Raw genomic sequence first — 23,883 nt, 5'->3', positions numbered from 1 at the left:
GCACGTGCTCCTATAAGTAATATTTAGTTACTATTATACAACTTATTAATATAATATCATTCAGACTTAAGAAGTAATCATTTTTTAATATTATTTATTTAACAAGAATATGTTAATACTCATAATATGATTAAACTAATTATAACATTACTAAATGTTACACATCATCTGTTTAGGCGTCCTTTGTGAGTTTGTTATTGAATTTTAGTATAATGTCATTAAATGATTTATAAAGGAGTGTCATAAATGAGTGAAGGTTTACCTTTGAGAGAAGAAGTTCCGGTAAAAGAAACTTGGGATTTGAAAGATTTATTTACAAGTGATCAAGCATTCTATCAAACATTGGAACAAGTAGTACAAATGTCTTTAGATTTTAATCATACATATTATCAGAAACTTAATAACATAGAAACAATAGAAAAGGCATTAGATGAATATGAAAGGATACTTATAGAAATAGATCGTTTATATAATTATCCAGAACTTAGATTAAGCGTTGATACGTCTAATGAAGAAGCACAAAAAGTTAACGCAAAACTTAATACGACTTCTGGAAAACTTGCTGGTTTATTATCTTTTGTTGATTCCGAGATTTTGGAGTTACCCGATGAGATAATAAGCGAATTGAGGTCTCAAACAAAATACCCTCATTTTATTAAACAACTTCAAGATCGTAAGCCTTATCAATTATCTGCTGATGTTGAAAAAGTATTAGCTACATTAACACCAACATTGAGAAGTCCGTTTGAATTGTATGGTACTACAAAGAGTTTGGATATTAATTTTGAATCGTTTGATTATGAGGGTGTTACCTATCCATTGGATTATGCAACATTTGAAAATGAATATGAAGATCATCCATCTCCTGAATTTAGACGTAAAAGTTTTAGAGCTTTTAGTGATGCATTACGACAATATCAACATACGACGGCCGCAACATATAATATGCAAGTCCAACAAGAAAAGATTGAAGCGGATTTACGAGGATATGATTCTGTTATTGATTATCTACTACAAGATCAAGAAGTAACAAAAGATATGTTCGATAGACAAATTGATGTCATTATGAGTGATTTAGCCCCAGTTATGCAAAAGTATGCAAAAATTATTCAACGTGTACATAACCTGGATAAAATGCGATTTGAGGATTTAAAAATTTCAATAGACCCTAACTTTGAACCAGAAATATCAATTGAAGAATCGAAAAAATACATTTATGGAGCGCTCAAAGTACTTGGTGATGATTATGTCAAAATGTTAGAGTCTGCCTATGATTACCGTTGGATTGATTTTGCTCAGAATAAAGGAAAAGATACTGGAGCATATTGTGCAAGTCCATACATTACACATTCATATGTATTTATTTCATGGACTGGGAAAATGGCTGAAACATTCGTTCTTGCGCATGAATTAGGACATGCAGGTCATTTTACATTAGCGCAGAATCATCAAAATTTGTTGGAATCTGAAGCGTCTATGTATTTTGTAGAAGCACCTTCCACAATGAATGAAATGTTGATGGCAAATTACTTATTTAATAGTAGTAATAATCCTCGATTTAAACGTTGGGTTATTGGTTCGATTTTATCTCGAACTTATTATCATAATATGGTTACCCACCTTTTAGAAGCAGCTTATCAACGTGAAGTGTATAGCCGAGTCGACAATGGAGAGTCATTAACTGCCCCACTGCTAAATGAAATAATGTTGAACACTTATAAAGCATTTTTCGGTGACACTGTTGAAATGACAGATGGGGTTGAATTAACATGGATGAGACAACCACATTATTATATGGGATTGTACTCATATACGTACTCTGCTGGATTGACAATTGGTACAGTTGTATCACAATGTATCAAGAAAGAAGGTCAACCTGCTGTTGATCGCTGGTTAAAAACGCTACAAGCTGGTGGTAGTCAATCTCCAATTGAATTGGCGCAAATAGCTGGCGTTGATATTACGACTGACGCCCCTTTAAAAGAGACAATTAACTATATTTCAAATTTAGTAGATGAATTAGAAGTATTAACATATCAAATAAAAGAAAATTCATAAAAAGTTAAAGAAAAATATCAAACCCCACCTGAAATTGTGGCATAAAATTCAGGTGGGGTTGCTCATTATAGATATACAATAGGATTTGATAATTTAATCAAAAGTTTCAAAATGTTGGCCTGTTAAATAATAATAAACACTTTCAGCAATATTGCTTATATGATCACCTATTCGTTCTAAGTGTCTAGCTGCTAAGTGTGCTTGACCAGCTACGAATGGGTCATTATCAATTAAGTAACTGGTATTGACGATGTTAACGTATAAATCATCAATATCTTCATCTCTCTCAATGACTTCTTTTATCAGTGGTAAATCTTTATTTCTAATAGCGTTATTTAAATCTTCTAACATGAGCATCGCTAATTTACCCATGGTTTTTAAACGTGTAAACACATAGTTATCATTTATTTTAACTCTTAAACGTATATGAGCGATACTAGCAGCATTATCCCCCATTCGTTCAAAGTCAGTAGAGATTTTGAGTGCTGCCATCATCATACGTAAATCTTTGGCAATAGGTTGTTGTCTCGTAATTAGCATGATTACCTTCTCGTTAATTTCATGATCTAAATGGTTAATTTCTTTGTCTTTCTCAATGGTTTGTCTTGCGAATGATTTCTTTTCTTCCCCTAAAGATACTAGTGCATTGTTAATATTAAAATATACACGAAGACCAAGACGCCGTAAATCTTTAATTAATCCATCTAGCTGACCTTCATATTTTTGTCTAATAATTGCCATTGCATCTTATCCAAAACGACCAGATATATAATCTTCAGTTTGTTTGTCGGCAGGATTTGAAAAGATTTTATCAGTATCATCATATTCATTGACATATCCATTTAAGAAGAAAGCAGTTTTATCTGAAACACGCGCAGCTTGTTGCATGTTGTGCGTAACCATGATAATTGAGTAATTTTCTTTTAATTCTTGTACAAGTTCTTCAACTCTTAACGTAGAAATAGGATCTAATGCTGATGTAGGTTCATCCATTAAAATGACATCTGGTTCAATTGCTAAACATCTAGCTATACAAACACGTTGTTGTTGTCCACCTGATAATCCATAAGCATTTGTATGCAATCTATCTTTTAATTCATCCCATATTGCAGCGCCACGTAATGATTTTTCTACGATTTCATCTAGAATTTTTTTGTTTTTAATACCGTGAGTCTTAGGGCCATAAGTAATATTATCATAAATTGACTTAGGGAATGGGTTAGGTTGTTGAAAGACCATTCCAACGTTAGTACGTAGCTTTTCTTTAGAATACTTTGCATCAAATATATTTTGGTCACGATACAAAATTTTACCTGCAGTTTTCACAGATGGAACTAATTCGACCATTCTATTTAAAGCTTTGATGTATGTAGATTTACCACATCCAGAAGGTCCGATTATTGCAGTTACATTATTTTCCAATATATCTAAATTAATGTTTTGTAACGCATGATTTTCTCCATACCATAAATCTAGATTTTGAGTTGAATAAACAATCTTCTTTTCACTGTCTGGAATTGTATTTTTCTTATTGTTTTCAGTAGTTACTATTGTGGCAACTGAGTCTTGATTATTTGTTTGTGCGTCTAGTTTCTCTTTTTCTGCTACTTGTGAATTAGCCATAATTAAAAACTCCTTTATATATTGAGACCTAGATGTGATGTTATAGGTCAATAACGTTTATTTATAAAAATGCATTTCCCTTATAATTTTGATTAGAATTTTTTACTAAATTTATTACGAAGAAGTATCGCTACAGTGTTCATCAATAATAAGATAACGAGTAGAACGATAATACCTGCTGATGCAACGTTTTGGAATTCTGCTTGAGGCATTTTTGCCCATGTATAAATTTGAGTTGGTAACGCAGAGAATTGGTCGAGTAATCCACTTGGTGTTGCTAAAAGTATCGTAGGTATACCTATCATTACAAGTGGTGCTGTTTCTCCTAATGCGCGTGATAAAGATAAAATGAAACCTGTTAAAATACCAGGTAATGCTGCAGGTAAAACAACTCTTCTAATTGTTTGCCATTTATTAGCACCAAGACCATATGATGCTTCTCTGACTGAACTAGGAACTGCTCTGATAGCTTCCTGACTAGCAACGATAATAACAGGCAAGATTAGTAGTGACATTGTAAGCGCAGCGGCTAGCACGCTATTACCTAAACCTGCCGCGCCTACAAATAATGTATAACCTAGTAAACCGAAAACAATTGAAGGAACACCAGCTAAATTAGATATACTCACCTTTACGATTTGTGTAAAAATATTGTCTCTTGCGTATTCTTCTAAATAAATTGCTGTACCTATTCCTAAAATGATACTAATTGGAATAATACTTAAGATTAACCAAATAGAACCTACTAAAGCCCCTTTAATACCAGCATCTGCTGGTGTTGAAGATGAAAAATTAGTGAAAAATTCGGGAGTTAGATGTCCCGCCCCTTTAACGAAAGTTTGAATTAATAGTGCTACTAAAACAATGAGCCCAATTAATGTACATAATAAAAATAACCATTTGTTTACCGAGTTTTTCCTATCACGAGAAGAAATATTTTTTTCTACGGCATCTTTATCAATCAATGTTTTGTTAGCAGTATTTGAATGTGTAGACATATTAATACTCCTCTCTGAATCGTTTAGAGATCCATTGTGATAATAAATTCATAATTAAAGTGAAAATGAAAAGTGTAAAACCTACAGCGTAAATACTGTAGTAAATATCAGAACCAAATGCTGCATCACCTGTAGCAATTTCAACAATATATCCTGTCATCGTTTGAATTGAACTAGTTAAACTTAGAGATGATGTTGGTGAACTACCAGCAGCTAAAGAAACGATCATTGTTTCACCTATTGCTCTTGATATACCTAATACAATTGAAGCAACAACGCCAGAAGTCGCAGCTGGTAATACAACTTTTGTAGCGACTTCAAATTTAGTTGCGCCTAATCCAAATGCACCTTCACGAATTTTATCAGGTACAGATGACATTGCATCTTCACTCATACTTGTAATCATAGGGACAATCATTATACCCACAACAATACCGGGACTGATTGAATTAAACTCTCCCAAGTTAGGAATTAGATTTCTCAATATAGGTGTAACAAATGTCAAAGCAAAGAAGCCAAATACAATTGTAGGAATCCCAGCCAAAATTTCTAATATTGGTTTAATGATTCTACGTGAACGATCAGATGCATATTCATTAAGGTAGATAGCTGCTCCTAAACCAATCGGAACTGCTACGATTGTAGCAATAACAGTAATTTTCAATGTGCCGATGATGAGTGCCCAAATTCCAAATTCTGGTGATGAACCAGTTGGGTTCCAAGTACCAGATAAAAAGAATTTAGATAATGGCACTCGTGTGAAAAACGTAATCGTCTCGGTTAAAAGTGTAAATAAAATAGCAATTGTAGTTAATATAGATATAGCTGAAATAATGGCTAAAATAATTGGGACAATTTTATCACTTAGCCCGCCCTTTTTAGCATTATTCTTAGCTATCATTTCTCTCACCTTTGTTTGTGAAGCCATGTAAAACCCTCTCTCTTATCTCCCAAAATAATTTAAAAAAAAGAGTGGGAATTGCTTTTATGAGAAAATGAGTTCATTCATATTTAATAGAATATTTACTCATTATCTGCAAAGCTGAAAAGGGTTCGACAAAGTGGCACATTGACCACTTTGTCTGATACCCTTTCAAAAATTCCCAACCCTAGGTGTTTATTACCTTAATATTCATTATTTATCTTCTGATTTTTTGTCGTCTTTCTTATCAGATTTTTGATGTTTATCTAAAAAATCTTTTAAGTCATCTAATTGAGATTTATAAGTTTTCTTAGGTGAAGCTACATAACCAGCGTCTTCAGCTGCTTTACCTTCATCTTCAAGTACAAATTTCATGAATTCTGACATTACTTTATTGTCTTTTAATGATTTGTCTTTAGCGTAGATAAATAATGGTCTGCTTAGTGCGTATGAACCGTTCTGAATTGTTTTCTTAGTTGGTTCTGTAACTTTGCCATTGTCATCTTTGATTTTAACTTCTTTTAATTTATCTTTATTTTGTTCGTAGAAATTATAACCGAAGTAACCGATACCTTCTTTGTTTTTAGTTACTGAAGATACGATCGCGTTAGTATCAGCGTTCTTCTCAGCTTTGATATCTTGTTTGTCCATAACTTCTTCTTCAAAGAAGTCGTAAGTACCATGACTTGAGTTAGGTGAAACAGCATTGATTTTTTTATCTGGCCAACTAGAGTTAACGTCTTTCCATGTTTTAGCTTTACCAGAGTAAATATCTTTTAATTGTGATTTAGTTAATTCTTTAACAAAGTCGTTATCTTTATTAACCGCAATTGTTACACCATCTTGTGCGATTTTGAATTCGTGATATTTAATCCCTTTATCTTCTAATTTTTTCTTTTCTTCGTCTTTAATAGGTCTTGAAGCGTCTGAGAAATCAGTTTCGCCAGCAATGAATTTTTGGAAACCAGCACCTGTACCGGCTTGACCTGAAGAAATTTTGGCGTCTTTATGATCTTTAGCCCATTTTTCGTTTAATTTTTCAACGATAGGAGCTACTGTGGACGAACCTTCACCTTTAGCAGAACCTTTAAGATCTTTGCCGTCTCCTGAACCTCCATCATTTCCGCCACAAGCGCCAAGTAAAACCGAAGCTCCTAATACAGTAGTACCGACTAATTGCCACTTTTTCATTGAAACATCCTCCTAATGTAAATAACCTATAATGGTATATGTATTTCTTACAGTTCTCATGTTACATATCTTTTATTAAATCAAAATAGAGTTATTGTAAATTTTTTGTTAAGAATGGGATTTGAATTAATGAAACGTGTATTAAAATTTAATTTGCTAACATAGTTTTATAAAGAATAAAAATACTTGATTGAATGAATAGAAGATAAATTGGGAATCATTAAAATGGAAAGAGAATTATAATAAATAGTATCTAAACTGGTCCTTTAAGGTCATATTAAATATTTAAATACGTACGTTTATGAGTAATTTAGTTCTTTTAAATGAAGCACTTTAAAATATATATCATTTAGTTTTTTAAATAAGTGTTAAACATAAAAAAACACTTGAGTTATCAGTTGATATCTCAAGTGTGTATGACGTATAGGTAATCTTATGATTAAATTAATTAAAAGTACGCTTATATTAAGTTTTTTTGTGTCAGACAAGTTTCCCAAAATATAGAATGCTATAAATACTGTAATTTAGAATTTTTTTCATGATGAGTCAACGAATTCTATAAGAATCTACATTAATTAAGTATATTAATTAATTTCATTATCTTTAATCATCTACACGGCTCCACCCTTTTTTGGTAAGAGTGATTTTTCCTGTTTCTATATTGATTATCTTTTTCTTATATAAATGTCCGATTGCACGTTTAAACGAGCCTTTACTCATATTAAAGACTTCTTTGATTGCATCAGGACTAGATTTATCCCAAAAAGGTAATTCACCATCATACTCAACAAGTAAATCAAATATGACCTGTCCATCATCATCAAGGCGTTCATGAGCTAATGGTAAAAACGAACCATTTAATTCACCTTTTTCATTATGACCTATAATTCGGACCTCTACTGCCTCACCTAACCGAGGCTCATGTTTACGTTCAGATTCGTGAACAAAGATTTTATAACCCTCATTACTTAATAAGAAGCTACCTACTCTGAGTAATCTATAAGCGCGTGCAGAAATATATTCGTTTTGTTTGCTATCGTCATTTACTGGGGTGAACATTGACTCAACAATCGTTTCGCTAGCTAATCGTCCAAACATTTGATTCGTACTGTCTATTCTCAAAGTAACTAGCAAGTAATCACCTGCTTTAGGCCAAAGTTCTTTAAGTTTCGGTAAATCTTCCCATGGAACTAAGACTTCACGAGGAAGTCCTACGTCAATATGTGCACCGTCTCTATCGGTTTTTATAACTTTAGCAAAATCATATTTATCTTTTGTAATATCAGGCATGTTTTGCGTCGCAAATAAATCTCCTGAACGGTTTGGATAAACGAAAAAACTATATTCCTCACCTAATTCAAAATTATCTTCATCAGCAACTTCTGACTGATTGAGTTTGACACTTTCACCATTTGGCCCTTTAAGTAAATATGTTGACCCTTGTAATCCTACGACTTCTAAAAATTCTATTGAACCTACTATATCTTTATCTAGTGCCATTCTATTCTCCTTAATCTATTATTATTCAATTTCATTTACTTTCTTCTATATTAAATAGTTAGATTTAATTTAATAAACTTTATTCGTATCTATAAAATTCTTATTAATTATAACACGAGTTACGTATTCTATCATTAGCTTAACTGTCAGGTCGAAACTCTACTTATTATATGATATAATTTTTCCGTTAGAATAACCAAAAAGGAGCAGATGAATGTTACAAGTAACTGATGTAAGTTTACGTTTTGGTGATCGTAAACTATTTGAAGATGTAAATATAAAATTTACAGAGGGTAATTGTTATGGATTAATTGGTGCAAATGGTGCTGGGAAATCTACATTCTTGAAGATTTTATCAGGCGAAATTGATTCACAGACTGGTCATGTATCTCTAGGTAAAGATGAGCGTTTGGCTGTGTTAAAACAAGATCATTTTGCTTATGAAGATGAACGTGTTTTAGATGTTGTGATTAAAGGACATGAACGTTTGTATCAAGTGATGAAAGAGAAAGATGAAATTTATATGAAACCTGATTTCAGCGATGAGGACGGTATTCGCGCTGCAGAACTTGAAGGAGAATTTGCAGAAATGAACGGTTGGAATGCTGAAGCTGATGCTGCTAACTTATTATCAGGATTAGGCATAGAACCTGACTTACATGATAAAAATATGTCTGAACTTGAAAATAATCAAAAAGTTAAGGTATTGTTAGCTCAAAGTTTATTTGGTGATCCTGACGTTCTTTTACTAGATGAGCCTACCAATGGTTTAGATATACCAGCAATAAGTTGGTTAGAAGACTTTTTAATTAATTTTGAAAATACTGTCATTGTCGTTTCGCATGACCGTCACTTCTTAAATAATGTTTGTACTCATATTGCTGATTTAGACTTTGGCAAAATTAAACTTTATGTTGGTAACTATGATTTTTGGTATCAATCAAGTCAATTAGCACAAAAAATGGCACAAGAACAAAATAAGAAAAAAGAAGAAAAAATGAAAGAGTTACAGGATTTCATCGCACGCTTCTCAGCAAATGCTTCTAAATCTAAACAGGCAACAAGTCGTAAGAAACAATTAGAAAAAATTGAATTAGATGATATCCAGCCATCATCTCGTAGATACCCTTACGTGAAATTTACTCCTGAACGTGAAATTGGAAATGATTTACTTACAGTAGAAAATCTTTCTAAAACAATTGACGGCGAAAAAGTACTAGACAATGTTTCATTCACTATGAATCCTAATGATAAAGCTATTTTAGTTGGTGATAGCGAAATTGCTAAAACAACATTGTTAAAAATTTTAGCTGGAGAAATGGAACCAGATGAAGGTACATTTAAATGGGGTGTAACGACATCTTTAAGTTACTTCCCTAAAGATAACTCTGAGTTCTTTGATGGTGTCGATATGAATTTAGTTGAATGGTTACGTCAATACGCTCCAGAAGATGAACAAACTGAAACATTTTTACGTGGTTTCTTAGGTCGCATGTTATTTAGTGGTGAGGAAGTTAAGAAAAAAGCAAGCGTGCTTTCAGGTGGAGAAAAAGTACGTTGCATGTTAAGTAAAATGATGTTATCAAGTGCTAACGTACTTTTACTTGATGAGCCAACAAACCATTTAGATTTGGAAAGTATCACTGCTGTAAATGACGGATTAAAATCATTTAAAGGTTCTATCATCTTCACTTCTTATGATTTTGAATTTATTAATACAATCGCAAATCGAGTGATTGACTTGAATCAAGCTGGTGCCCTTTCTAAAGAAGTACCTTATGAGGAATACTTACAAGAAATTGGTGTATTACAAAATAATTAATAATTGTTTTAACATTTACACAAGAGTCTGGGATATTTATCAATGTCCCGGGCTCTTTGTTTATATAAAGTTTAATCTTTATTCGGTATGAATATTAGATTAATTATTGTTATCGTCTCAGCTATAAGCTTTTAACATTGAAAAAATTAAAAATATATACTTTGAAATACTAATACTTAGAAAATCTAGATAAGCTATTTAATTTGTAATAAGCGTATTAAATTTATAAAAATGACTTATCGTGTGAATTCACCCTTAAATTTTCAGTATATTTTAAAAAATCTAAAATATTGGTTTACATAGATATATTGTCTATGTATAATGAAAACATATCAATTGAATAAGATTTTGATGAGGCGCATCAATCATGAGTAAACTTTAGATAATTTGTCTGCTAACAATTATAGAGTTAAAAGGGTGAGATGCCGAAATGATTCATAATAGCAGTTATGAATCGTTGGACTTAATGGTTAAGAGCTATAAGTTTGTCATTATTATTAAATAATGGAGTGCATCACTTGTACATAAATGTAGAACAAGTTCGGCATTCCGAACTTGTTCTTTTTTATACTGTGTATGTCTCCTCTAATTATAGGAGGACTGAAATTGAATAGAAGTGTTTTAAAATTTGGCGGTTCTTCCGTCAGTGATTTTAAAAAAATAAAAAATATCGCTGAAATGCTTAAAACACGCATTGAAGATGGTGAAGAATTAATCGTTGTTGTCAGTGCTATGGGTAAGACAACTGATCAATTGATGAATAATGTATCAAGTCTTACTTCTACCCCTAAAGATCAAGAACTTGCATTGCTATTAACAACGGGTGAACAACAAACGGTTTCTTACCTTTCTATGGTACTCAATGATATAGGTGTAAATGCTAAAGCGATGACAGGTTATCAAGCTGGCATTAAGACTGTAGGACATCACTTAAAAAGTAAAATAGCAGAAATTAATCCTAATATTTTTAATGAGGCTTTTAAAAATCATGACATTTTAGTTGTAGCTGGGTTTCAAGGTATAAATGAAGATTTCGAACTTACTACACTTGGACGAGGTGGTTCTGATACAACAGCTGTAGCTTTAGCAGCAAGTAATCAGACACCTTGTGAAATTTACACTGACGTTGATGGTGTGTATGCAACAGATCCTAGAATACATAATGAAGCGAAGCGTTTAGAATATGTCTCTTATGAGGAAATGATGGAAATGAGCGCGCTTGGTGCAGGTGTACTTGAAACGAGAAGTGTTGAATTAGCTAAGAATTATGATATTCCACTTTACTTAGGAAGAACGTTATCAAATGTGAAAGGAACATGGATTATGTCTAAAAGTGATTTATTAGAGAAAAAAGCAGTAACTGGTGTCGCATTGGATACACACATGATGCACGTCACGATAAGTTATCCCCTACCGGATAATCAGTTACTGACACAATTGTTTACCGCATTGGAAGAAGAATCTGTAAATGTTGATATGATTTCTCAAATTGTAAATTTAGAAGGTTTACAATTATCTTTTTCAATTAAAGATAGTGATGCACATCAAATTTCTTCAATTCTGGAAAATTTATCAACACACTTTTCAGCACTTGATTATAAAATTAATGAAGCATATGTCAAAATATCTTTAATTGGATCAGGTATGAGAGATATGTCAGGAGTAGCATCAAAAGCTTTTACGACACTTATCAATTCAGATATTCCATTTTATCAAACGACGACATCGGAAATTAGCATTTCTTATGTAATAGACGAAGAAAATGGTGAAAAAGCAGTAGAAGAATTGTATCATGCCTTCGAAATTTAGTATTCATATGATATATTTATTATAAATTTTCTAAAAATTACCAATATTAAGAATGGAGTGACTATTTATTATGACAAGATTAGCAGTAGCCGGAGCAACCGGATTAGTTGGAACAAAAATGTTAGAGACACTAGATCGAAAACAAATACCTTTTGATGAATTAGTATTATTTTCTTCTGCTCGCTCAGCAGGAAAAAAAGTTGAATTTCAAGGACAATTGTATACTGTTCAAGAATTAACTGATGAAGCAGCAAGTGAACATTTTGATTATGTTTTAATGAGTGCAGGAGGTAGCACAAGTGAGCACTTTGCTCCACTATTTGAAGCGGCTGGAGCCATTGTTATTGATAATTCTAGCCAATGGAGAATGGCTGAAGATGTCGATTTAATTGTTCCAGAAGTGAATGAGCCTCAATTTACACGTGGTATTATTGCTAATCCAAATTGCTCTACAATTCAATCAGTTGTACCTCTTAAAATTTTACAAGATGCATATGGTTTAAAACGTGTCGCTTATACGACTTATCAAGCCGTATCAGGTTCTGGTGTTAAAGGTAAAAGAGATTTAGCTGAAGGTGCTAATGGAAAAGAACCTGAAGCATATCCGTATCCAATTTACAATAATGTATTACCACATATAGATGTTTTTCTTGAAAATGGGTATACAAAAGAAGAACAAAAAATGATTGATGAAACGAAAAAAATTCTCAACGACCAAGACTTAAAAGTGACTGCCACATGTGTACGTGTACCAGTACAAGATAGTCACAGTATTGAAATCGATGTGACTTTAAATCAAGACACTACAGTTAAAGAGATACAAGAATTATTTGCACAAGATCAACGTGTTGTTCTTGTAGATAATCCAAGTAAAAATGAATATCCATTAGCCATTCATTCTACTGGCAAAGATGAAGTATTTGTAGGACGTATCCGCCGAGATGACTCTCTTGAAAATACGTTCCATGTATGGTGTACCTCTGATAATTTGCTCAAGGGCGCAGCATTAAATGCAGTTCAAGTGTTAGAACAAATTTTAACTTTGAAAGGAGCAAGATAATATGACACACATGTTTGAAGGCGTTGGTGTAGCATTAGCGACTCCCTTTACCAATAATGAGGTTGATTTCAACGCATTAGAAAGACATGTTCAATTTCTTTTAAATAACAATATTCAAGCAATTATAGTGAATGGCACTACAGCAGAAAGTCCTACATTAAGTGACGAAGAAAAAGAGAAAGTATTGGCGACAGTAGTTAAACTCGTGAATCATAGCGTTCCTGTTATTGCGGGTACTGGCACTAATAATACGTATAAATCAATTCAAGCTTCAATACGTGCTAAAGAAATTGGTGCAGATGCAGTCATGTTGATTACGCCCTACTACAACAAAACGAATCAACGTGGTTTAATTCAACATTTTGAGACAATCGCAAATGAAGTGAAATTACCAGTAATTCTTTACAATGTGCCATCACGAACAAATATGACGATAGAACCAGAAACAGTTGGAATTCTCAGTCATAATCCATATATCGTTGCTTTAAAAGATGCGACAAATGATTTTGATTATTTTGATCAAGTAAAACAACGTATTAATACAAATGAATTTGCATTATATAGTGGGAATGACGACAATGTTGTGAAGTTCTATCAACGTGGAGGTAATGGTGTCATCTCTGTAATTGCGAATGTAATTCCACAAGAATTTCAATATTTATATGACCAAAGACAAAATGAAACCGATATTACTAATTACTTTAAACCTATCGAGAAATTGTTAGAAGCGTTGTCACTTGACGTTAACCCAATACCTATTAAAGTTCTTACCGCATATTTGGGTTATGGTCACTACGAAGTGAGATTACCATTAGTGCCTTTAGAAGAAGCACAATGTAAACAAGTTGAACGAGCATTTGAACAATTTAAAGCAGGTGAACAATAATGAACATACTATTAATTGGATATGGTGCAATGAATCAAAGAGTTGCACGATTAGCTGAAGATAAAGGTCATGAAATTGTTGGAGTTATAGATAGAACTTCAAAAGCGTCGACACCTTATTCACAATATCAACACATTAGTGAATGTAAAGAAGCTGATGTTGCTATTGACTTTTCAAATCCTGAATTGCTCTTTCCTCTATTAGAAGAACAATTCAATTTGCCTCTTGTCATAGCAACTACAGGTGAAAAAGAAACGTTAATACAAAAATTGGAAACGCTAAGTCAAAGAACACCTGTATTTTTTAGTGCAAATATGAGTTACGGTGTCCATGCATTAACTAAAATATTAGAAACTGCAGTTCCCCTACTACAAGATTTCGATATCGAACTAACAGAAGCGCATCATAATAAAAAAGTCGATGCTCCTAGTGGCACATTAGTTAAATTGTATGATGTCATTAAAGAATTACGTGACAATGTCTCACCTGTTTATGATAGACACGAAAAAACTGAGAAGAGAACTCATGATGAGATAGGTATACATGCTGTTCGTGGTGGTACGATTGTCGGGGAACATGACATATTATTTGCAGGTACTGATGAAACAATTACTATCTCACATAAAGCACAATCAAAAGATATCTTTGCAAATGGTGCCATTGGCGCTGCAGAAAAATTAATTCACAAAAACCCAGGTTTTTATACTTTTAATAATCTATAAATCAAAGGAGTTATTCAACTTATGGTACAACATTTATCAGCTCAAGAAATCATTCAATATATTAGTGATGCTAAGAAATCAACACCACTCAAAGTTTATGTAAATGGTCATTTTGAAAATGTCACATTCCCAGAATCTTTTAAAGTTTTTGGCTCTGAACATTCAAAAGTAATTTTCTGTGAAGCAGATGAATGGAAACAATTTTATCAACAAAATCATTCATTAATCACTGAATTAGAAATTGAGATGGATCGTCGTAATTCAGCTATACCGCTTAAAGATTTAACAAACACAAATGCTCGTATTGAGCCAGGTGCGTTTATTCGTGAGCAAGCAATCATTGAAGATGGTGCTGTGGTTATGATGGGTGCTACGATTAATATTGGAGCTATTGTAGGAGAAGGAACAATGATAGACATGAACGCAACACTTGGTGGACGAGCTACAACAGGAAAAAATGTTCATGTTGGTGCAGGTGCTGTTTTAGCTGGTGTCATTGAACCTCCAAGTGCTTCCCCAGTTGTCATTGAAGACAATGTTTTAATTGGAGCAAATGCTGTTATTCTTGAAGGTGTACGCGTTGGTGCAGGTGCTATTGTAGCAGCTGGAGCTATTGTAACTCAAGATGTGCCAGCTGGAGCTGTAGTTGCTGGTACGCCTGCTAAAGTAATTAAACAAACTTCAGAAGTTCAAGACTCAAAACGTGAGATTGTGTCTGCACTGCGTAAATTAAATAATGAATAACGACATAGAATAATTGTGTAGATAAAAAAATATGTTCAAGGTGGAATCCAATGATTAATTTATATATGATGCATTAATCATTAATTTCGCCTTTTTATTATAGAATGATACACATTGAAATATTAAAGAAATAGTTATATAAGGGATGGATAATTTTATGAACGAGTTAGAATTCGTTACATTGCACAGAAGACATTTACATCAGTATCCAGAATTAAGTTTACATGAATTTGAAACGACATCGTATATAACATCATTTTTAGAGGATTTAGGCGTACCTTACGACCGACCACTTAAAACTGGTGTTATTGCTTATTTGGAAGGTAATAGTCACCACACTATTGCATTCAGAGCAGATATAGACGCGTTACCAATTTATGAAGAAAATGATATTGATTTTAAAAGTAAGAATGATAATGTCATGCACGCGTGTGGTCATGATGGTCATACGACAGCACTTATGCTTTTTGTTAAAAGGTGTAAAGCATTGTATGACAAATCTGAATTACCTCATAATGTAGTGTTTATATTTCAACCTGCCGAAGAAACCGGTGGAGGAGCTAATCGTTTAATCAAAGCTGGCGCTTTTGACAAGTACCCTATTGAAGCGGTGTTTGGTTTTCACGTTAATCCGTTTGAAAAAGAAGGTAAAATTGTAATTCGAGATGAAGAAATCACTGCAAGTGCCACTGAATATCGCTTCTTTTTAAAAGGATTATCTAGTCATGTTGCTGATAAGGAGCAAGGTCATTCATGTGGTGAGGGGTTACAGCATGTCTTAAGTCAAATCGGCCAAATCCAACAATTTCATTTGAATGGATTGAAACGTAACATTATTCATATGGGTCATTTTGAAGCTGGTGAAGCTATTAATACAGTACCGAGTCATGGTTATCTTGAAGGTACAATTCGTACATATGACACAGAAGATTTAGCTATTGTAAAACACCAAATGCATAAAATTGCGAAAAGTGTTCAATTATTATTTAATGTTGAATGTGAGGTTAAATTTGAAGAAGGATATCCACCAACAATGAATCATCCACAATTACGTCAAGCCGTTGAGAACGCTATAAAAGGTGCAAATTTAGAAATAGTTGAAAAAAAACTACCCTTCCTGTTCGGTGAAGATTTTAGTTTTTATGGTCAACAACTTGCCCCTTCATATTTTGTATTTGTTGGTACACAAAACAATGAAAAAGGTTTTGTGACTGGTCTTCATACTGCCCATCTTAATTTTGATGAGAAAATATTAATTGACGTTGTAAATTATTACGAGCATTTGTTAAGAAATTATAAAGAGGTGTAAAGCAATTGACAGCAATTTGGTCATTAGACACAGAAGCATTTTATCAGAATGCAGTAAAAGTAAAAAATAACGAACCAATAATGGCAGTTGTAAAAAACAATGCATATCATTATGGACTTGAGTTTGCAGTGAAAACATTTTTAAAATTGGAAATTAATACATTTAGCACAACTTCATTAAATGAAGCTATACGAGTTAGAAAAATAGCACCTGAAGCAACTATATTTTTAATGAATCCTGTTTATGATTTTGATTTAGTAAAACGTTATGATATTCATATGACACTCCCCTCTTTAAACTATTATTATAAATATAAACAAGATTTAAAAGGCATTCATGTACATTTAGAATATGAAAATTTATTACATCGTTCCGGTTTTAGAAATATCGAAGAAATACGTGAAGTTTTAAAAGATCATGATCAAAATAATCAAGATAAAATGATTATTTCAGGAATATGGACGCATTTTGGGTATGCAGACGAATTTGACGTAGATGAATATAAAATGGAACGTGATGCTTGGTTAAACTTGATAAATACACTTTTAAATGAAAATTATCATTTTGATATGATACATTCACAAAATAGTGCAAGTTATTTTCGTGAGAATCAAATGTTACTTCCTCATCACACTCATGCTAGAGTTGGAATTGCCCTTTATGGTTCAAGACCATATAGTCTTATAAATGAAGAACGCATTACTCAATCTTTGACTGTTAAAGGTAATGTTATACAAGTTCGTGATGTAAATAAAGGTGATTATTGTGGATATAGTTTCGCCTTTGAAGTAAAGAATGACCACACTCAATTAGCTGTTGTTGATATAGGTTATGGCGATGGTATTCTAAAATCAAGAGCAAAACACGAAGCTATAATTAATGGCAAGCGATATCCAATTAGAGCACTAATGATGAGTCATATGTTTATTGAAGTTGATGACGAAGTTCATGCACAAGACGAAGTCATATTATATAATAAGGATATACGTATAGATGAATTTACATTTAAAGGTGTTGGCGCAAATTCAGAACAATTAAGCGCAATGAATCACGATTCTCTTATGAAGGAGTATTTATAAATGGTAGTTAATTATAATGATAATGGCGAACTGACAATGGGAGGTACAAGCTTAAAAACTATTGCACAAAGTTTTGGTACACCTTCGATTGTTTACGATGAAGACCAAATTCGTAATCAGATAAGAAGATATCATAAAGCATTTGAAGCAAGTGGTTTAAGCTACAATATATCTTATGCCTCAAAAGCTTTCACTTGTATTCAGATGGTTAAATTAATTGATGAAGAAAATTTACAATTAGATGTTGTTTCTGAAGGTGAACTTTATACTGCTCTTGAAGCAGGATTTGATTCGAAACGTATTCACTTCCATGGGAACAACAAGACGAAACGCGAGATTCAATATGCATTAGATAATCAGATTGGTTATTTTGTAGTGGATACGCTCGAGGAAATAGAGCTTATTGATAAATATGCTGATAGTAATGTAGATGTTGTATTACGTGTAAATCCTGGGGTTGAAGCCCATACACATGAATTTATTCAAACTGGACAGGAAGATAGTAAATTTGGATTATCAATCAAACACGGTCTAGCATTAAATGCAGTTAATAAAGTAAAAGCAACGAAACATTTGCAACTTAAAGGTATACATTTCCATATTGGCTCTCAAATCGAAGGCACTGAGCCGATGATTAAGACAGCTAAAATTGTGCTTAATTGGTTAGCAAGTGAACGAATTGAAGTGAGTTTACTAAACATAGGCGGTGGTTTCGGAATTAAATATGTCGAAGGAGATGAAAGTTTCCCTATTGAGCAAGGAATATCTGAAATTACTGAAGCTATTAAAGAAACTGCGCAAGCATTGCAGTACAATATTCCTGAAATTGGGATAGAACCTGGCCGTTCAATTGTTGGAGAAGCAGGTATCACTTTATATGAGGTTGGTACAATTAAAGATATCCCTGGAGTTAATAAATATGTATCAGTTGATGGCGGAATGAGTGATCACATACGAACTGCACTTTATGGTGCACAGTATGAGGCGTTGTTAGTTAACAGAAATGAAAAAGCTAATGAATCTGTAACAATTGCAGGTAAACTCTGTGAATCTGGTGATATTATCGTACGAGATGCCCCATTACCCTCTTCTGTTCATAGAGGTGATTACCTAGCAATACTTTCTACTGGTGCGTATCATTATTCAATGGCTTCAAATTATAATCAAATGCAAAAACCTCCAGTATTTTTCTTGAAAGATGGAAAAGCACGTGAAGTGATTAAACGTCAATCATTGAGACAGTTAATTATTAATGATACGAAATAATTCTAAAAAGTGAGCGAGTAAAAGCTCAACTACTATCAATATGATTTCGATTAAAAACTATTTGAAAACGCCTTGGATAGGTACAGTATATCTATCCGAGGCGTTTATACTTACATTAAATTAAATGAAATTTAAAATTGAATTTTTCTGAAAATCGTAATTGCTAAGAGGTAAATAATGAATATATAAACAATAGTAATAGAGCTCATTATTGATAAGTTGAAAATAAAACTTTTATCGGTATCTAAATTTGTGAAATTTGAAGGGGAAAACTTGATTTTATTAATATTGTCTGTAATCTTTATGACCACGTAACATAAAATCATACTAATAATAGTTATCCCAGAATTAAATTTCACAGAAAAAATAACAACATAGAAAATTAAGAATAAATCAGTTAAAAAGATTCCAAGAAGATTTAAGATTAGAGTATGATTTAATTCTGAGTTATTTAACATAAAAGAATGAGATGAATATTCATGGTTGTTAACATAAAACAAATAAACTACTAACGTTGATAATAATAAAATGAATAAGAATATAAAGTAACTAGAAATAATAGATGTTAATTTAGAATTAAAAATTTTGTAGCGACTTTGATTCTTATAAAACAATAGTCTTCCTGTGCTAATTTCGCTATAAAATAATAAAGAAGATAAATATCCAATAATTATAAGTGATAGCATTACTTTTTGTTGAGTATCATATATTGCGATAAATAATTCTAAAAAGCTTACACTATTCTTATGAGTTGCTGATAATGAAAGAAAATTACTATTAAGTAATTCAGCTAGGAATATCAAGAGAGGATAAATCCCAATGAGGTAAAGCATCCAAGTTGCACGAATCTTTGAAATATAAAAGAAGTTAAATTTAAACATAATATTACCTACTCTTTATAGAAATATGAAGATAATAGATTATCATTACTTTCAATTTTTATTAAGGGATTTTTACCTACTAAATTAAGTAAATTTGTAAGATCTACTTCTTCATCTTTATTTATAATTGTTATTGAATTGCTATCAATTTTTTTAATGAAATTGAAATTAGCCTTTAGTTCTGGAGCATTGTTTAAAGTATTTTTGAATATTAACTTTTGAGTGAATATTCTATTATGTAAGTCAATTTCTCTAATTTGATGGTTTTCGAGTAATAGAAATCTATCACAAAGATCTTCTAATTCTTTTAACTGGTGACTAGATATTAAAAATAAAGTGTTTTTTTCTTTTGAATATTTCTCAGTGATATTATTTAATTCCCTTACCCCAAGCGGATCTAAACCTAAGAATGGCTCGTCTAATACAGCTACTTTTGGTTTGGTAATTAAACAAATAGCTAAACAAAGTCTTTGTTTCATTCCATACGAATAATTTTTAACCTTCTTTTCAATATCTTCTAAACCTACAATGTTTAGCATCTTTTGAATTTCACTTATATAGCTAATCTTATTATTAATTTTTAGGTAATTTTCAATATTTTGTCTTGCATTTAACTCAGGATAATATATTTGTCCTATCATGAAAGAAAAATCTTTTATCATATTGTGAGATTTATGTATATCTATATTGTTAAAATAAACATTTCCTTTAGATGGTAATTGAGTTTTAGCTATAAGTTTCATTAATGTTGATTTTCCAGACCCATTAGAACCTATAAGACCAACCTTTTCTCCAGCAGATAATTTGTAATTAACATCACATAATACTTCTTTCTTCTTAAAAGATTTATACACATTTCTAAATTCTAGCATTGATTTCACCTCTTTTATGTTTAATAAAAACTACAATCATTTGAGGTATTAAATAAACAAAAAATAAAAAGATAATCTGAGATAATTCAAGCATATTTGGAGATATTTTAATTTCTATATCACTATTATTGATTTGCGCCCTCTCGATATAGGATAGATAACCATCTAGATGCATGATATATTTACTATAAATAATGTAAAAAATTAGGTTTGAAATTACATTTAACCATAAATATAATTTCATTTTTGAAGTGAAAATAATTAAGATAGCTGATGTAATAGATGGGACTAAAATAATTAATAAATTTGCCAAGTAAACATCAATGCGTAATTCTAAAAGAGTTAAAATTGAGAAAAATAAACAGTTTAAAAATAGGGATAATAATATTGATTTCATGAAAATCATCTCATTACTACAATAAAAATATTATATATCCAATGAGTTATAATTGAAAAACTAAGTTTGAATTTATATCTTATAACATACAAAATTATACTTGAGGGAAATCTTATTAATAGATTAGATTCTAATGACTCATTGAGATGTAAGATTAAAGCAAATAGTAAAGAACCAATAGAAATAGAAGTTAATAAACTGAAGTTATTTAGCAAAATGTTAAATACTACTTCCCTAAATAAAATTTCTTCCCCTAAAGCTATAAAGAAATAAAATATGATTAACTTATAATCATCAACATAAACTATTAAAATTAATAAGATTATAAAATATTAAAGTAAATTTTTATAGTTAACAATTTAAATGGATTAGTTTTATAATTAAATATTGAAGAGAGAAAAGTAGGTATTATTATAAAACTTATTATAAGAGAAAGAATCATCGATAAAAATTCACAATATTCAGATAATTTAAGGTATGCTATTATTCCAATGCTTATATTTAGTACAATAGTAGTAATAATAACAATACTTAGTGATATGAATAAATTATTTAGTCTTAATTTTTCAATTTTAAAATTTACCATTTAATGAAACGACCACGGTAACCAAAATAAAAACGACCAATTGAAACCTGCAATAATTTAAAAGGATTTGGCATAACAATGTCTCCTTCCCCCCTACTTATCTTTTTAAATTATAAAGAGTTTACATTAATAAATCAATAAAAAATATATTGCAGGCTATATTATTTAACGAAAGTTTTGCTTGTCTTTAGACACAGACATGCAAAAATAATGAGATACTCATAATTCTTATTTTGGGGATAAAAAAACAGAAAGAAATTAAAATCAATTTCCTTCTGTGATACGGTATGTATTGATATAAAAAACACCTTACTGCTTGGTAAGGTGTTAGTTAAAGTCAATGATTACAATCTATTTATTATAGTTTAACAACGTTTGCAGCTTGAGGACCGCGATCGCCTTCAACTACTTCAAATTCAACTGATTGACCTTCTTCTAATGATTTGTATCCTTCTTGGTTAATTGCTGAGAAGTGTACGAATACGTCGTTTTCTCCTTCAACTTCGATGAAACCAAAACCTTTTTCGGCATTAAACCATTTAACTGTACCTTGTTTCATAATTCTGAAACCTCCAAGACTAAATTCTTTCAATATGCATTATTCGCATATTACAAAAAATACATGTCTAAAATTTAATATAAATCAAATATTCTTTGCAATATGGAATAAAACAATTGCTTAATAATCATTATAGTTTAGTCATAGCTAAATTGCAATACAATTATAGAAAATTATCATTCAATCTATTTTTGGAAGATTAAAATAAACCTCATTATTTTTTAAAATAATAAAACTATAAAATATTTGTAAATCTTCCTCACAGTCTTCACAAAAGTTTAAATCACAATTGTTGTAAAAAGCATGTATATTATACTTGCCTACTACATAATTGTCGTAACATTTCTTACTATGGTTTAATACATTTATGTAATAATCCAACATTTGGTCGTATGTAGTAAATTCTGATTGTTCCACAATTTTTTGTGGCCAATCCTCAAATAGCCACCAACCTTCGTAGTCAGCCCTGATCTTGACTACTGTCCACATATTAATTTCCCCTTCCCTACTATAAAGCTACATCAATAATTTTAACTTTTCATGTTTTAAAATCAAGTTTCAAGCCTTGTGATATAAACAATTTTTTGAATAGCAAATATTAGTTTTTTACAATTAAAATACGTATAATAAAGACAAGAGGTGATTTTATGCAACGTAAACATATTCAAGTTTTTGGTACAGTACAAGGTGTAGGATTTAGATTTTACACGCAACGTATTGCTCATCAATTTAATATTAAAGGTACAGTCCAAAATGTTGAGGACTACGTAGATATATATGCTCAGGGCGACGATACAGAATTAGAACAGTTTATTGATTCTGTAATCCAAGGTGCTTCACCGGCTTCACAAGTGTCTAATTACAATATTGAAGAATTAGACCTTGATGAATCTTTATCAGAGTTTAAGACAATTTAGGTTTATAATATAAGACTTTAATATAAAGGAAGATGACACTTGAGATATAACATTTCACGTATATTTGGAGTGTTAGTGGGTATACCAGTGGCCTTTATTGTTTGGCTTATTACTGTTTTTGCGTTGGATTTATCATTCATTATAGACATGCTTATCAGTTTTGGTAGTTTCATTGCATCATACTTCCCTACGCAAAGGCTCACTTCACGAAAGTATCTTAATGAAATTGGTTTATCAAGAAGAGATTACAGATATGTTCAATCACAGCTTCATCATGCACATACTAAAATTAGAAATATCTTAAAGTCATTTATTAATATTCGTTCAATCAAAGATTTTAGACAAGTAAATGATATATATCGAATTTCTCGTTCTATTCATACAAGCATTAAGCAAAGACCCGCGATGTTTTTTAAAGTTGAAAGCTTTTTCTATTCTCATTTGGATAATGCACTTAACTTAGTAGACTCGTATACACGTCTTGCAAGAATGCCACGTAAGTCGCAAGATGAAAAGCTAAAATTAGAACAAACACGTATTACTCTAGATGAAATAAAGAGAACGCTCATTGCTGACCTTAAAAGGCTTAATGAGGAAGATTATGAGCGACTAGATGTTGAAATAGAATTAAATAAATTAGAACAGCAACGTCGACATAATAATTAATAGAAATGGAGAGATG

General features: G+C 31.5%; 23 protein-coding genes, 1 pseudogene and 1 riboswitch. Of the genes and pseudogenes, 12 read left to right on the top strand and 12 right to left on the bottom strand.

Annotated elements, in window-relative coordinates; genetic code table 11:
* Nucleotides 1-246: 246 nt before the first annotated feature.
* Nucleotides 247-2,058: an oligoendopeptidase F gene (gene pepF, locus AC1Q7N_RS00300; protein ID WP_001831236.1), complete on the top strand. Its 1,812-nt coding sequence runs from the start codon at nt 247-249 to the stop codon at nt 2,056-2,058.
* A gap of 93 nt (nt 2,059-2,151) precedes the next feature.
* On the opposite strand, the gene phoU is transcribed toward pepF, so the two are convergent.
* The 6 genes from phoU to cvfB form a co-directional block, all read right to left on the bottom strand.
* On the bottom strand, nt 2,152-2,799 hold the full coding sequence (gene phoU, locus AC1Q7N_RS00295) for a phosphate signaling complex protein PhoU (RefSeq protein WP_001830968.1): 648 nt from the start codon (nt 2,797-2,799) through the stop codon (nt 2,152-2,154).
* A gap of 6 nt (nt 2,800-2,805) precedes the next feature.
* The gene (gene pstB / locus AC1Q7N_RS00290; protein WP_001831097.1) at nt 2,806-3,681 is read right to left on the bottom strand and encodes a phosphate ABC transporter ATP-binding protein PstB; all 876 of its coding nucleotides are present in this window, start codon (nt 3,679-3,681) and stop codon (nt 2,806-2,808) included.
* A 92-nt stretch (nt 3,682-3,773) separates the two neighbouring features.
* Complete coding sequence (gene pstA / locus AC1Q7N_RS00285) at nt 3,774-4,679, bottom strand: phosphate ABC transporter permease PstA (RefSeq protein ID WP_001831209.1); 906 nt, start codon at nt 4,677-4,679, stop codon at nt 3,774-3,776.
* 1 nt (nt 4,680) lies between these two features.
* Nucleotides 4,681-5,607 carry a phosphate ABC transporter permease subunit PstC gene (gene pstC / locus AC1Q7N_RS00280; RefSeq protein ID WP_001830936.1) on the bottom strand — a complete coding sequence of 309 codons (927 nt, stop codon included), beginning with the start codon at nt 5,605-5,607 and terminating at the stop codon, nt 4,681-4,683.
* 207 nt (nt 5,608-5,814) lie between these two features.
* Nucleotides 5,815-6,792, bottom strand: coding sequence for a PstS family phosphate ABC transporter substrate-binding protein (locus AC1Q7N_RS00275; protein WP_001831206.1), 978 nt, complete (start codon nt 6,790-6,792; stop codon nt 5,815-5,817).
* 603 nt (nt 6,793-7,395) lie between these two features.
* On the bottom strand, nt 7,396-8,292 hold the full coding sequence (gene cvfB, locus AC1Q7N_RS00270; protein WP_001831239.1) for an RNA-binding virulence regulatory protein CvfB: 897 nt from the start codon (nt 8,290-8,292) through the stop codon (nt 7,396-7,398).
* Between the two features lie 214 nt (nt 8,293-8,506).
* On the opposite strand from cvfB, the gene AC1Q7N_RS00265 reads away from it, so the two are divergent.
* The 9 genes from AC1Q7N_RS00265 to lysA all read left to right on the top strand — a co-directional run bounded on the left by AC1Q7N_RS00265 (nt 8,507) and on the right by lysA (nt 18,989).
* A complete protein-coding gene (locus AC1Q7N_RS00265) occupies nt 8,507-10,114 on the top strand; it encodes an ABC-F family ATP-binding cassette domain-containing protein (protein WP_001830940.1) in 1,608 nt (535 codons plus the stop codon).
* Between the two features lie 343 nt (nt 10,115-10,457).
* Nucleotides 10,458-10,637, top strand: a riboswitch (Lysine riboswitch).
* Between the two features lie 53 nt (nt 10,638-10,690).
* Nucleotides 10,691-11,923 (top strand): aspartate kinase, encoded by a 1,233-nt coding sequence (locus AC1Q7N_RS00260; RefSeq protein WP_002456528.1) that lies wholly within the window; start codon nt 10,691-10,693, stop codon nt 11,921-11,923.
* Between the two features lie 70 nt (nt 11,924-11,993).
* On the top strand, nt 11,994-12,983 hold the full coding sequence (locus AC1Q7N_RS00255; protein ID WP_001831123.1) for an aspartate-semialdehyde dehydrogenase: 990 nt from the start codon (nt 11,994-11,996) through the stop codon (nt 12,981-12,983).
* Nucleotide 12,984: 1 nt separating this feature from the next.
* On the top strand, nt 12,985-13,869 hold the full coding sequence (gene dapA / locus AC1Q7N_RS00250) for a 4-hydroxy-tetrahydrodipicolinate synthase (protein WP_001831141.1): 885 nt from the start codon (nt 12,985-12,987) through the stop codon (nt 13,867-13,869).
* On the top strand, nt 13,869-14,591 hold the full coding sequence (gene dapB / locus AC1Q7N_RS00245) for a 4-hydroxy-tetrahydrodipicolinate reductase (protein ID WP_001830951.1): 723 nt from the start codon (nt 13,869-13,871) through the stop codon (nt 14,589-14,591). The genes dapA and dapB overlap by 1 nt, the downstream gene beginning before the upstream one ends.
* 21 nt (nt 14,592-14,612) lie before the next feature.
* The gene (gene dapD / locus AC1Q7N_RS00240) at nt 14,613-15,335 is read left to right on the top strand and encodes a 2,3,4,5-tetrahydropyridine-2,6-dicarboxylate N-acetyltransferase (protein WP_001830955.1); all 723 of its coding nucleotides are present in this window, start codon (nt 14,613-14,615) and stop codon (nt 15,333-15,335) included.
* Between the two features lie 157 nt (nt 15,336-15,492).
* Nucleotides 15,493-16,644: an amidohydrolase gene (locus AC1Q7N_RS00235; protein ID WP_001832789.1), complete on the top strand. Its 1,152-nt coding sequence runs from the start codon at nt 15,493-15,495 to the stop codon at nt 16,642-16,644.
* 5 nt (nt 16,645-16,649) lie between these two features.
* A complete protein-coding gene (locus AC1Q7N_RS00230) occupies nt 16,650-17,723 on the top strand; it encodes an alanine racemase (protein ID WP_492712636.1) in 1,074 nt (357 codons plus the stop codon).
* Complete coding sequence (lysA, locus tag AC1Q7N_RS00225; RefSeq protein WP_001831198.1) at nt 17,724-18,989, top strand: diaminopimelate decarboxylase; 1,266 nt, start codon at nt 17,724-17,726, stop codon at nt 18,987-18,989.
* 131 nt (nt 18,990-19,120) lie between these two features.
* Here the strand turns inward: lysA and AC1Q7N_RS00220 are convergent, their stop codons facing one another.
* The 6 genes and pseudogenes from AC1Q7N_RS00220 to msaA all read right to left on the bottom strand — a co-directional run bounded on the left by AC1Q7N_RS00220 (nt 19,121) and on the right by msaA (nt 22,773).
* The gene (locus AC1Q7N_RS00220; RefSeq protein ID WP_145376274.1) at nt 19,121-19,870 is read right to left on the bottom strand and encodes a hypothetical protein; all 750 of its coding nucleotides are present in this window, start codon (nt 19,868-19,870) and stop codon (nt 19,121-19,123) included.
* Between the two features lie 8 nt (nt 19,871-19,878).
* Complete coding sequence (locus AC1Q7N_RS00215) at nt 19,879-20,742, bottom strand: ABC transporter ATP-binding protein (RefSeq protein ID WP_002456525.1); 864 nt, start codon at nt 20,740-20,742, stop codon at nt 19,879-19,881.
* The gene (locus AC1Q7N_RS00210; RefSeq protein WP_001830954.1) at nt 20,729-21,139 is read right to left on the bottom strand and encodes an Msa family membrane protein; all 411 of its coding nucleotides are present in this window, start codon (nt 21,137-21,139) and stop codon (nt 20,729-20,731) included. Before AC1Q7N_RS00210 ends, AC1Q7N_RS00215 begins: the two co-directional genes overlap by 14 nt.
* A 5-nt stretch (nt 21,140-21,144) precedes the next feature.
* Nucleotides 21,145-21,725, bottom strand: a pseudogene (locus AC1Q7N_RS00205) (CPBP family intramembrane glutamic endopeptidase).
* Between the two features lie 358 nt (nt 21,726-22,083).
* The gene (gene cspA, locus AC1Q7N_RS00200) at nt 22,084-22,284 is read right to left on the bottom strand and encodes a cold shock protein CspA (RefSeq protein WP_001831260.1); all 201 of its coding nucleotides are present in this window, start codon (nt 22,282-22,284) and stop codon (nt 22,084-22,086) included.
* A 180-nt stretch (nt 22,285-22,464) separates the two neighbouring features.
* Nucleotides 22,465-22,773: a regulatory protein MsaA gene (msaA, locus tag AC1Q7N_RS00195; RefSeq protein WP_002439708.1), complete on the bottom strand. Its 309-nt coding sequence runs from the start codon at nt 22,771-22,773 to the stop codon at nt 22,465-22,467.
* Nucleotides 22,774-22,931: 158 nt separating this feature from the next.
* Here msaA and AC1Q7N_RS00190 point away from each other — a divergent pair, with 158 nt between their 5' ends.
* Together AC1Q7N_RS00190 and AC1Q7N_RS00185 are read left to right on the top strand one after the other, a co-directional pair.
* Nucleotides 22,932-23,201 (top strand): acylphosphatase, encoded by a 270-nt coding sequence (locus tag AC1Q7N_RS00190; RefSeq protein ID WP_001831190.1) that lies wholly within the window; start codon nt 22,932-22,934, stop codon nt 23,199-23,201.
* A gap of 39 nt (nt 23,202-23,240) precedes the next feature.
* A complete protein-coding gene (locus tag AC1Q7N_RS00185; protein ID WP_002476740.1) occupies nt 23,241-23,867 on the top strand; it encodes a 5-bromo-4-chloroindolyl phosphate hydrolysis family protein in 627 nt (208 codons plus the stop codon).
* Nucleotides 23,868-23,883 lie beyond the last annotated feature (16 nt).

The sequence above is a fragment of the Staphylococcus sp. GW823-FHT05F06 genome, from assembly GCF_058795495.1.
The sequence above is the reverse complement of the archived record's forward strand: the minus strand, read 5'-3'. Positions and strand labels throughout refer to the sequence as shown.

Coding starts and splice junctions, on each gene's coding strand:
- cvfB (WP_001831239.1), bottom strand. CDS start 8,292: ATGGCACTAGATAAAGATATAGTAGGTTCAATAGAATTTTTAGAAGTC.
- AC1Q7N_RS00220 (WP_145376274.1), bottom strand. CDS start 19,870: ATGTTTAAATTTAACTTCTTTTATATTTCAAAGATTCGTGCAACTTGG.
- AC1Q7N_RS00275 (WP_001831206.1), bottom strand. CDS start 6,792: ATGAAAAAGTGGCAATTAGTCGGTACTACTGTATTAGGAGCTTCGGTT.
- AC1Q7N_RS00260 (WP_002456528.1), top strand. CDS start 10,691: ATGTCTCCTCTAATTATAGGAGGACTGAAATTGAATAGAAGTGTTTTA.
- lysA (WP_001831198.1), top strand. CDS start 17,724: ATGGTAGTTAATTATAATGATAATGGCGAACTGACAATGGGAGGTACA.
- AC1Q7N_RS00215 (WP_002456525.1), bottom strand. CDS start 20,742: ATGCTAGAATTTAGAAATGTGTATAAATCTTTTAAGAAGAAAGAAGTA.
- AC1Q7N_RS00255 (WP_001831123.1), top strand. CDS start 11,994: ATGACAAGATTAGCAGTAGCCGGAGCAACCGGATTAGTTGGAACAAAA.
- AC1Q7N_RS00210 (WP_001830954.1), bottom strand. CDS start 21,139: ATGAAATCAATATTATTATCCCTATTTTTAAACTGTTTATTTTTCTCA.
- pstC (WP_001830936.1), bottom strand. CDS start 5,607: ATGGCTTCACAAACAAAGGTGAGAGAAATGATAGCTAAGAATAATGCT.
- msaA (WP_002439708.1), bottom strand. CDS start 22,773: ATGTGGACAGTAGTCAAGATCAGGGCTGACTACGAAGGTTGGTGGCTA.
- dapD (WP_001830955.1), top strand. CDS start 14,613: ATGGTACAACATTTATCAGCTCAAGAAATCATTCAATATATTAGTGAT.
- pstA (WP_001831209.1), bottom strand. CDS start 4,679: ATGTCTACACATTCAAATACTGCTAACAAAACATTGATTGATAAAGAT.
- dapA (WP_001831141.1), top strand. CDS start 12,985: ATGACACACATGTTTGAAGGCGTTGGTGTAGCATTAGCGACTCCCTTT.
- AC1Q7N_RS00190 (WP_001831190.1), top strand. CDS start 22,932: ATGCAACGTAAACATATTCAAGTTTTTGGTACAGTACAAGGTGTAGGA.
- AC1Q7N_RS00235 (WP_001832789.1), top strand. CDS start 15,493: ATGAACGAGTTAGAATTCGTTACATTGCACAGAAGACATTTACATCAG.
- dapB (WP_001830951.1), top strand. CDS start 13,869: ATGAACATACTATTAATTGGATATGGTGCAATGAATCAAAGAGTTGCA.
- pstB (WP_001831097.1), bottom strand. CDS start 3,681: ATGGCTAATTCACAAGTAGCAGAAAAAGAGAAACTAGACGCACAAACA.
- phoU (WP_001830968.1), bottom strand. CDS start 2,799: ATGGCAATTATTAGACAAAAATATGAAGGTCAGCTAGATGGATTAATT.
- AC1Q7N_RS00265 (WP_001830940.1), top strand. CDS start 8,507: ATGTTACAAGTAACTGATGTAAGTTTACGTTTTGGTGATCGTAAACTA.
- cspA (WP_001831260.1), bottom strand. CDS start 22,284: ATGAAACAAGGTACAGTTAAATGGTTTAATGCCGAAAAAGGTTTTGGT.
- pepF (WP_001831236.1), top strand. CDS start 247: ATGAGTGAAGGTTTACCTTTGAGAGAAGAAGTTCCGGTAAAAGAAACT.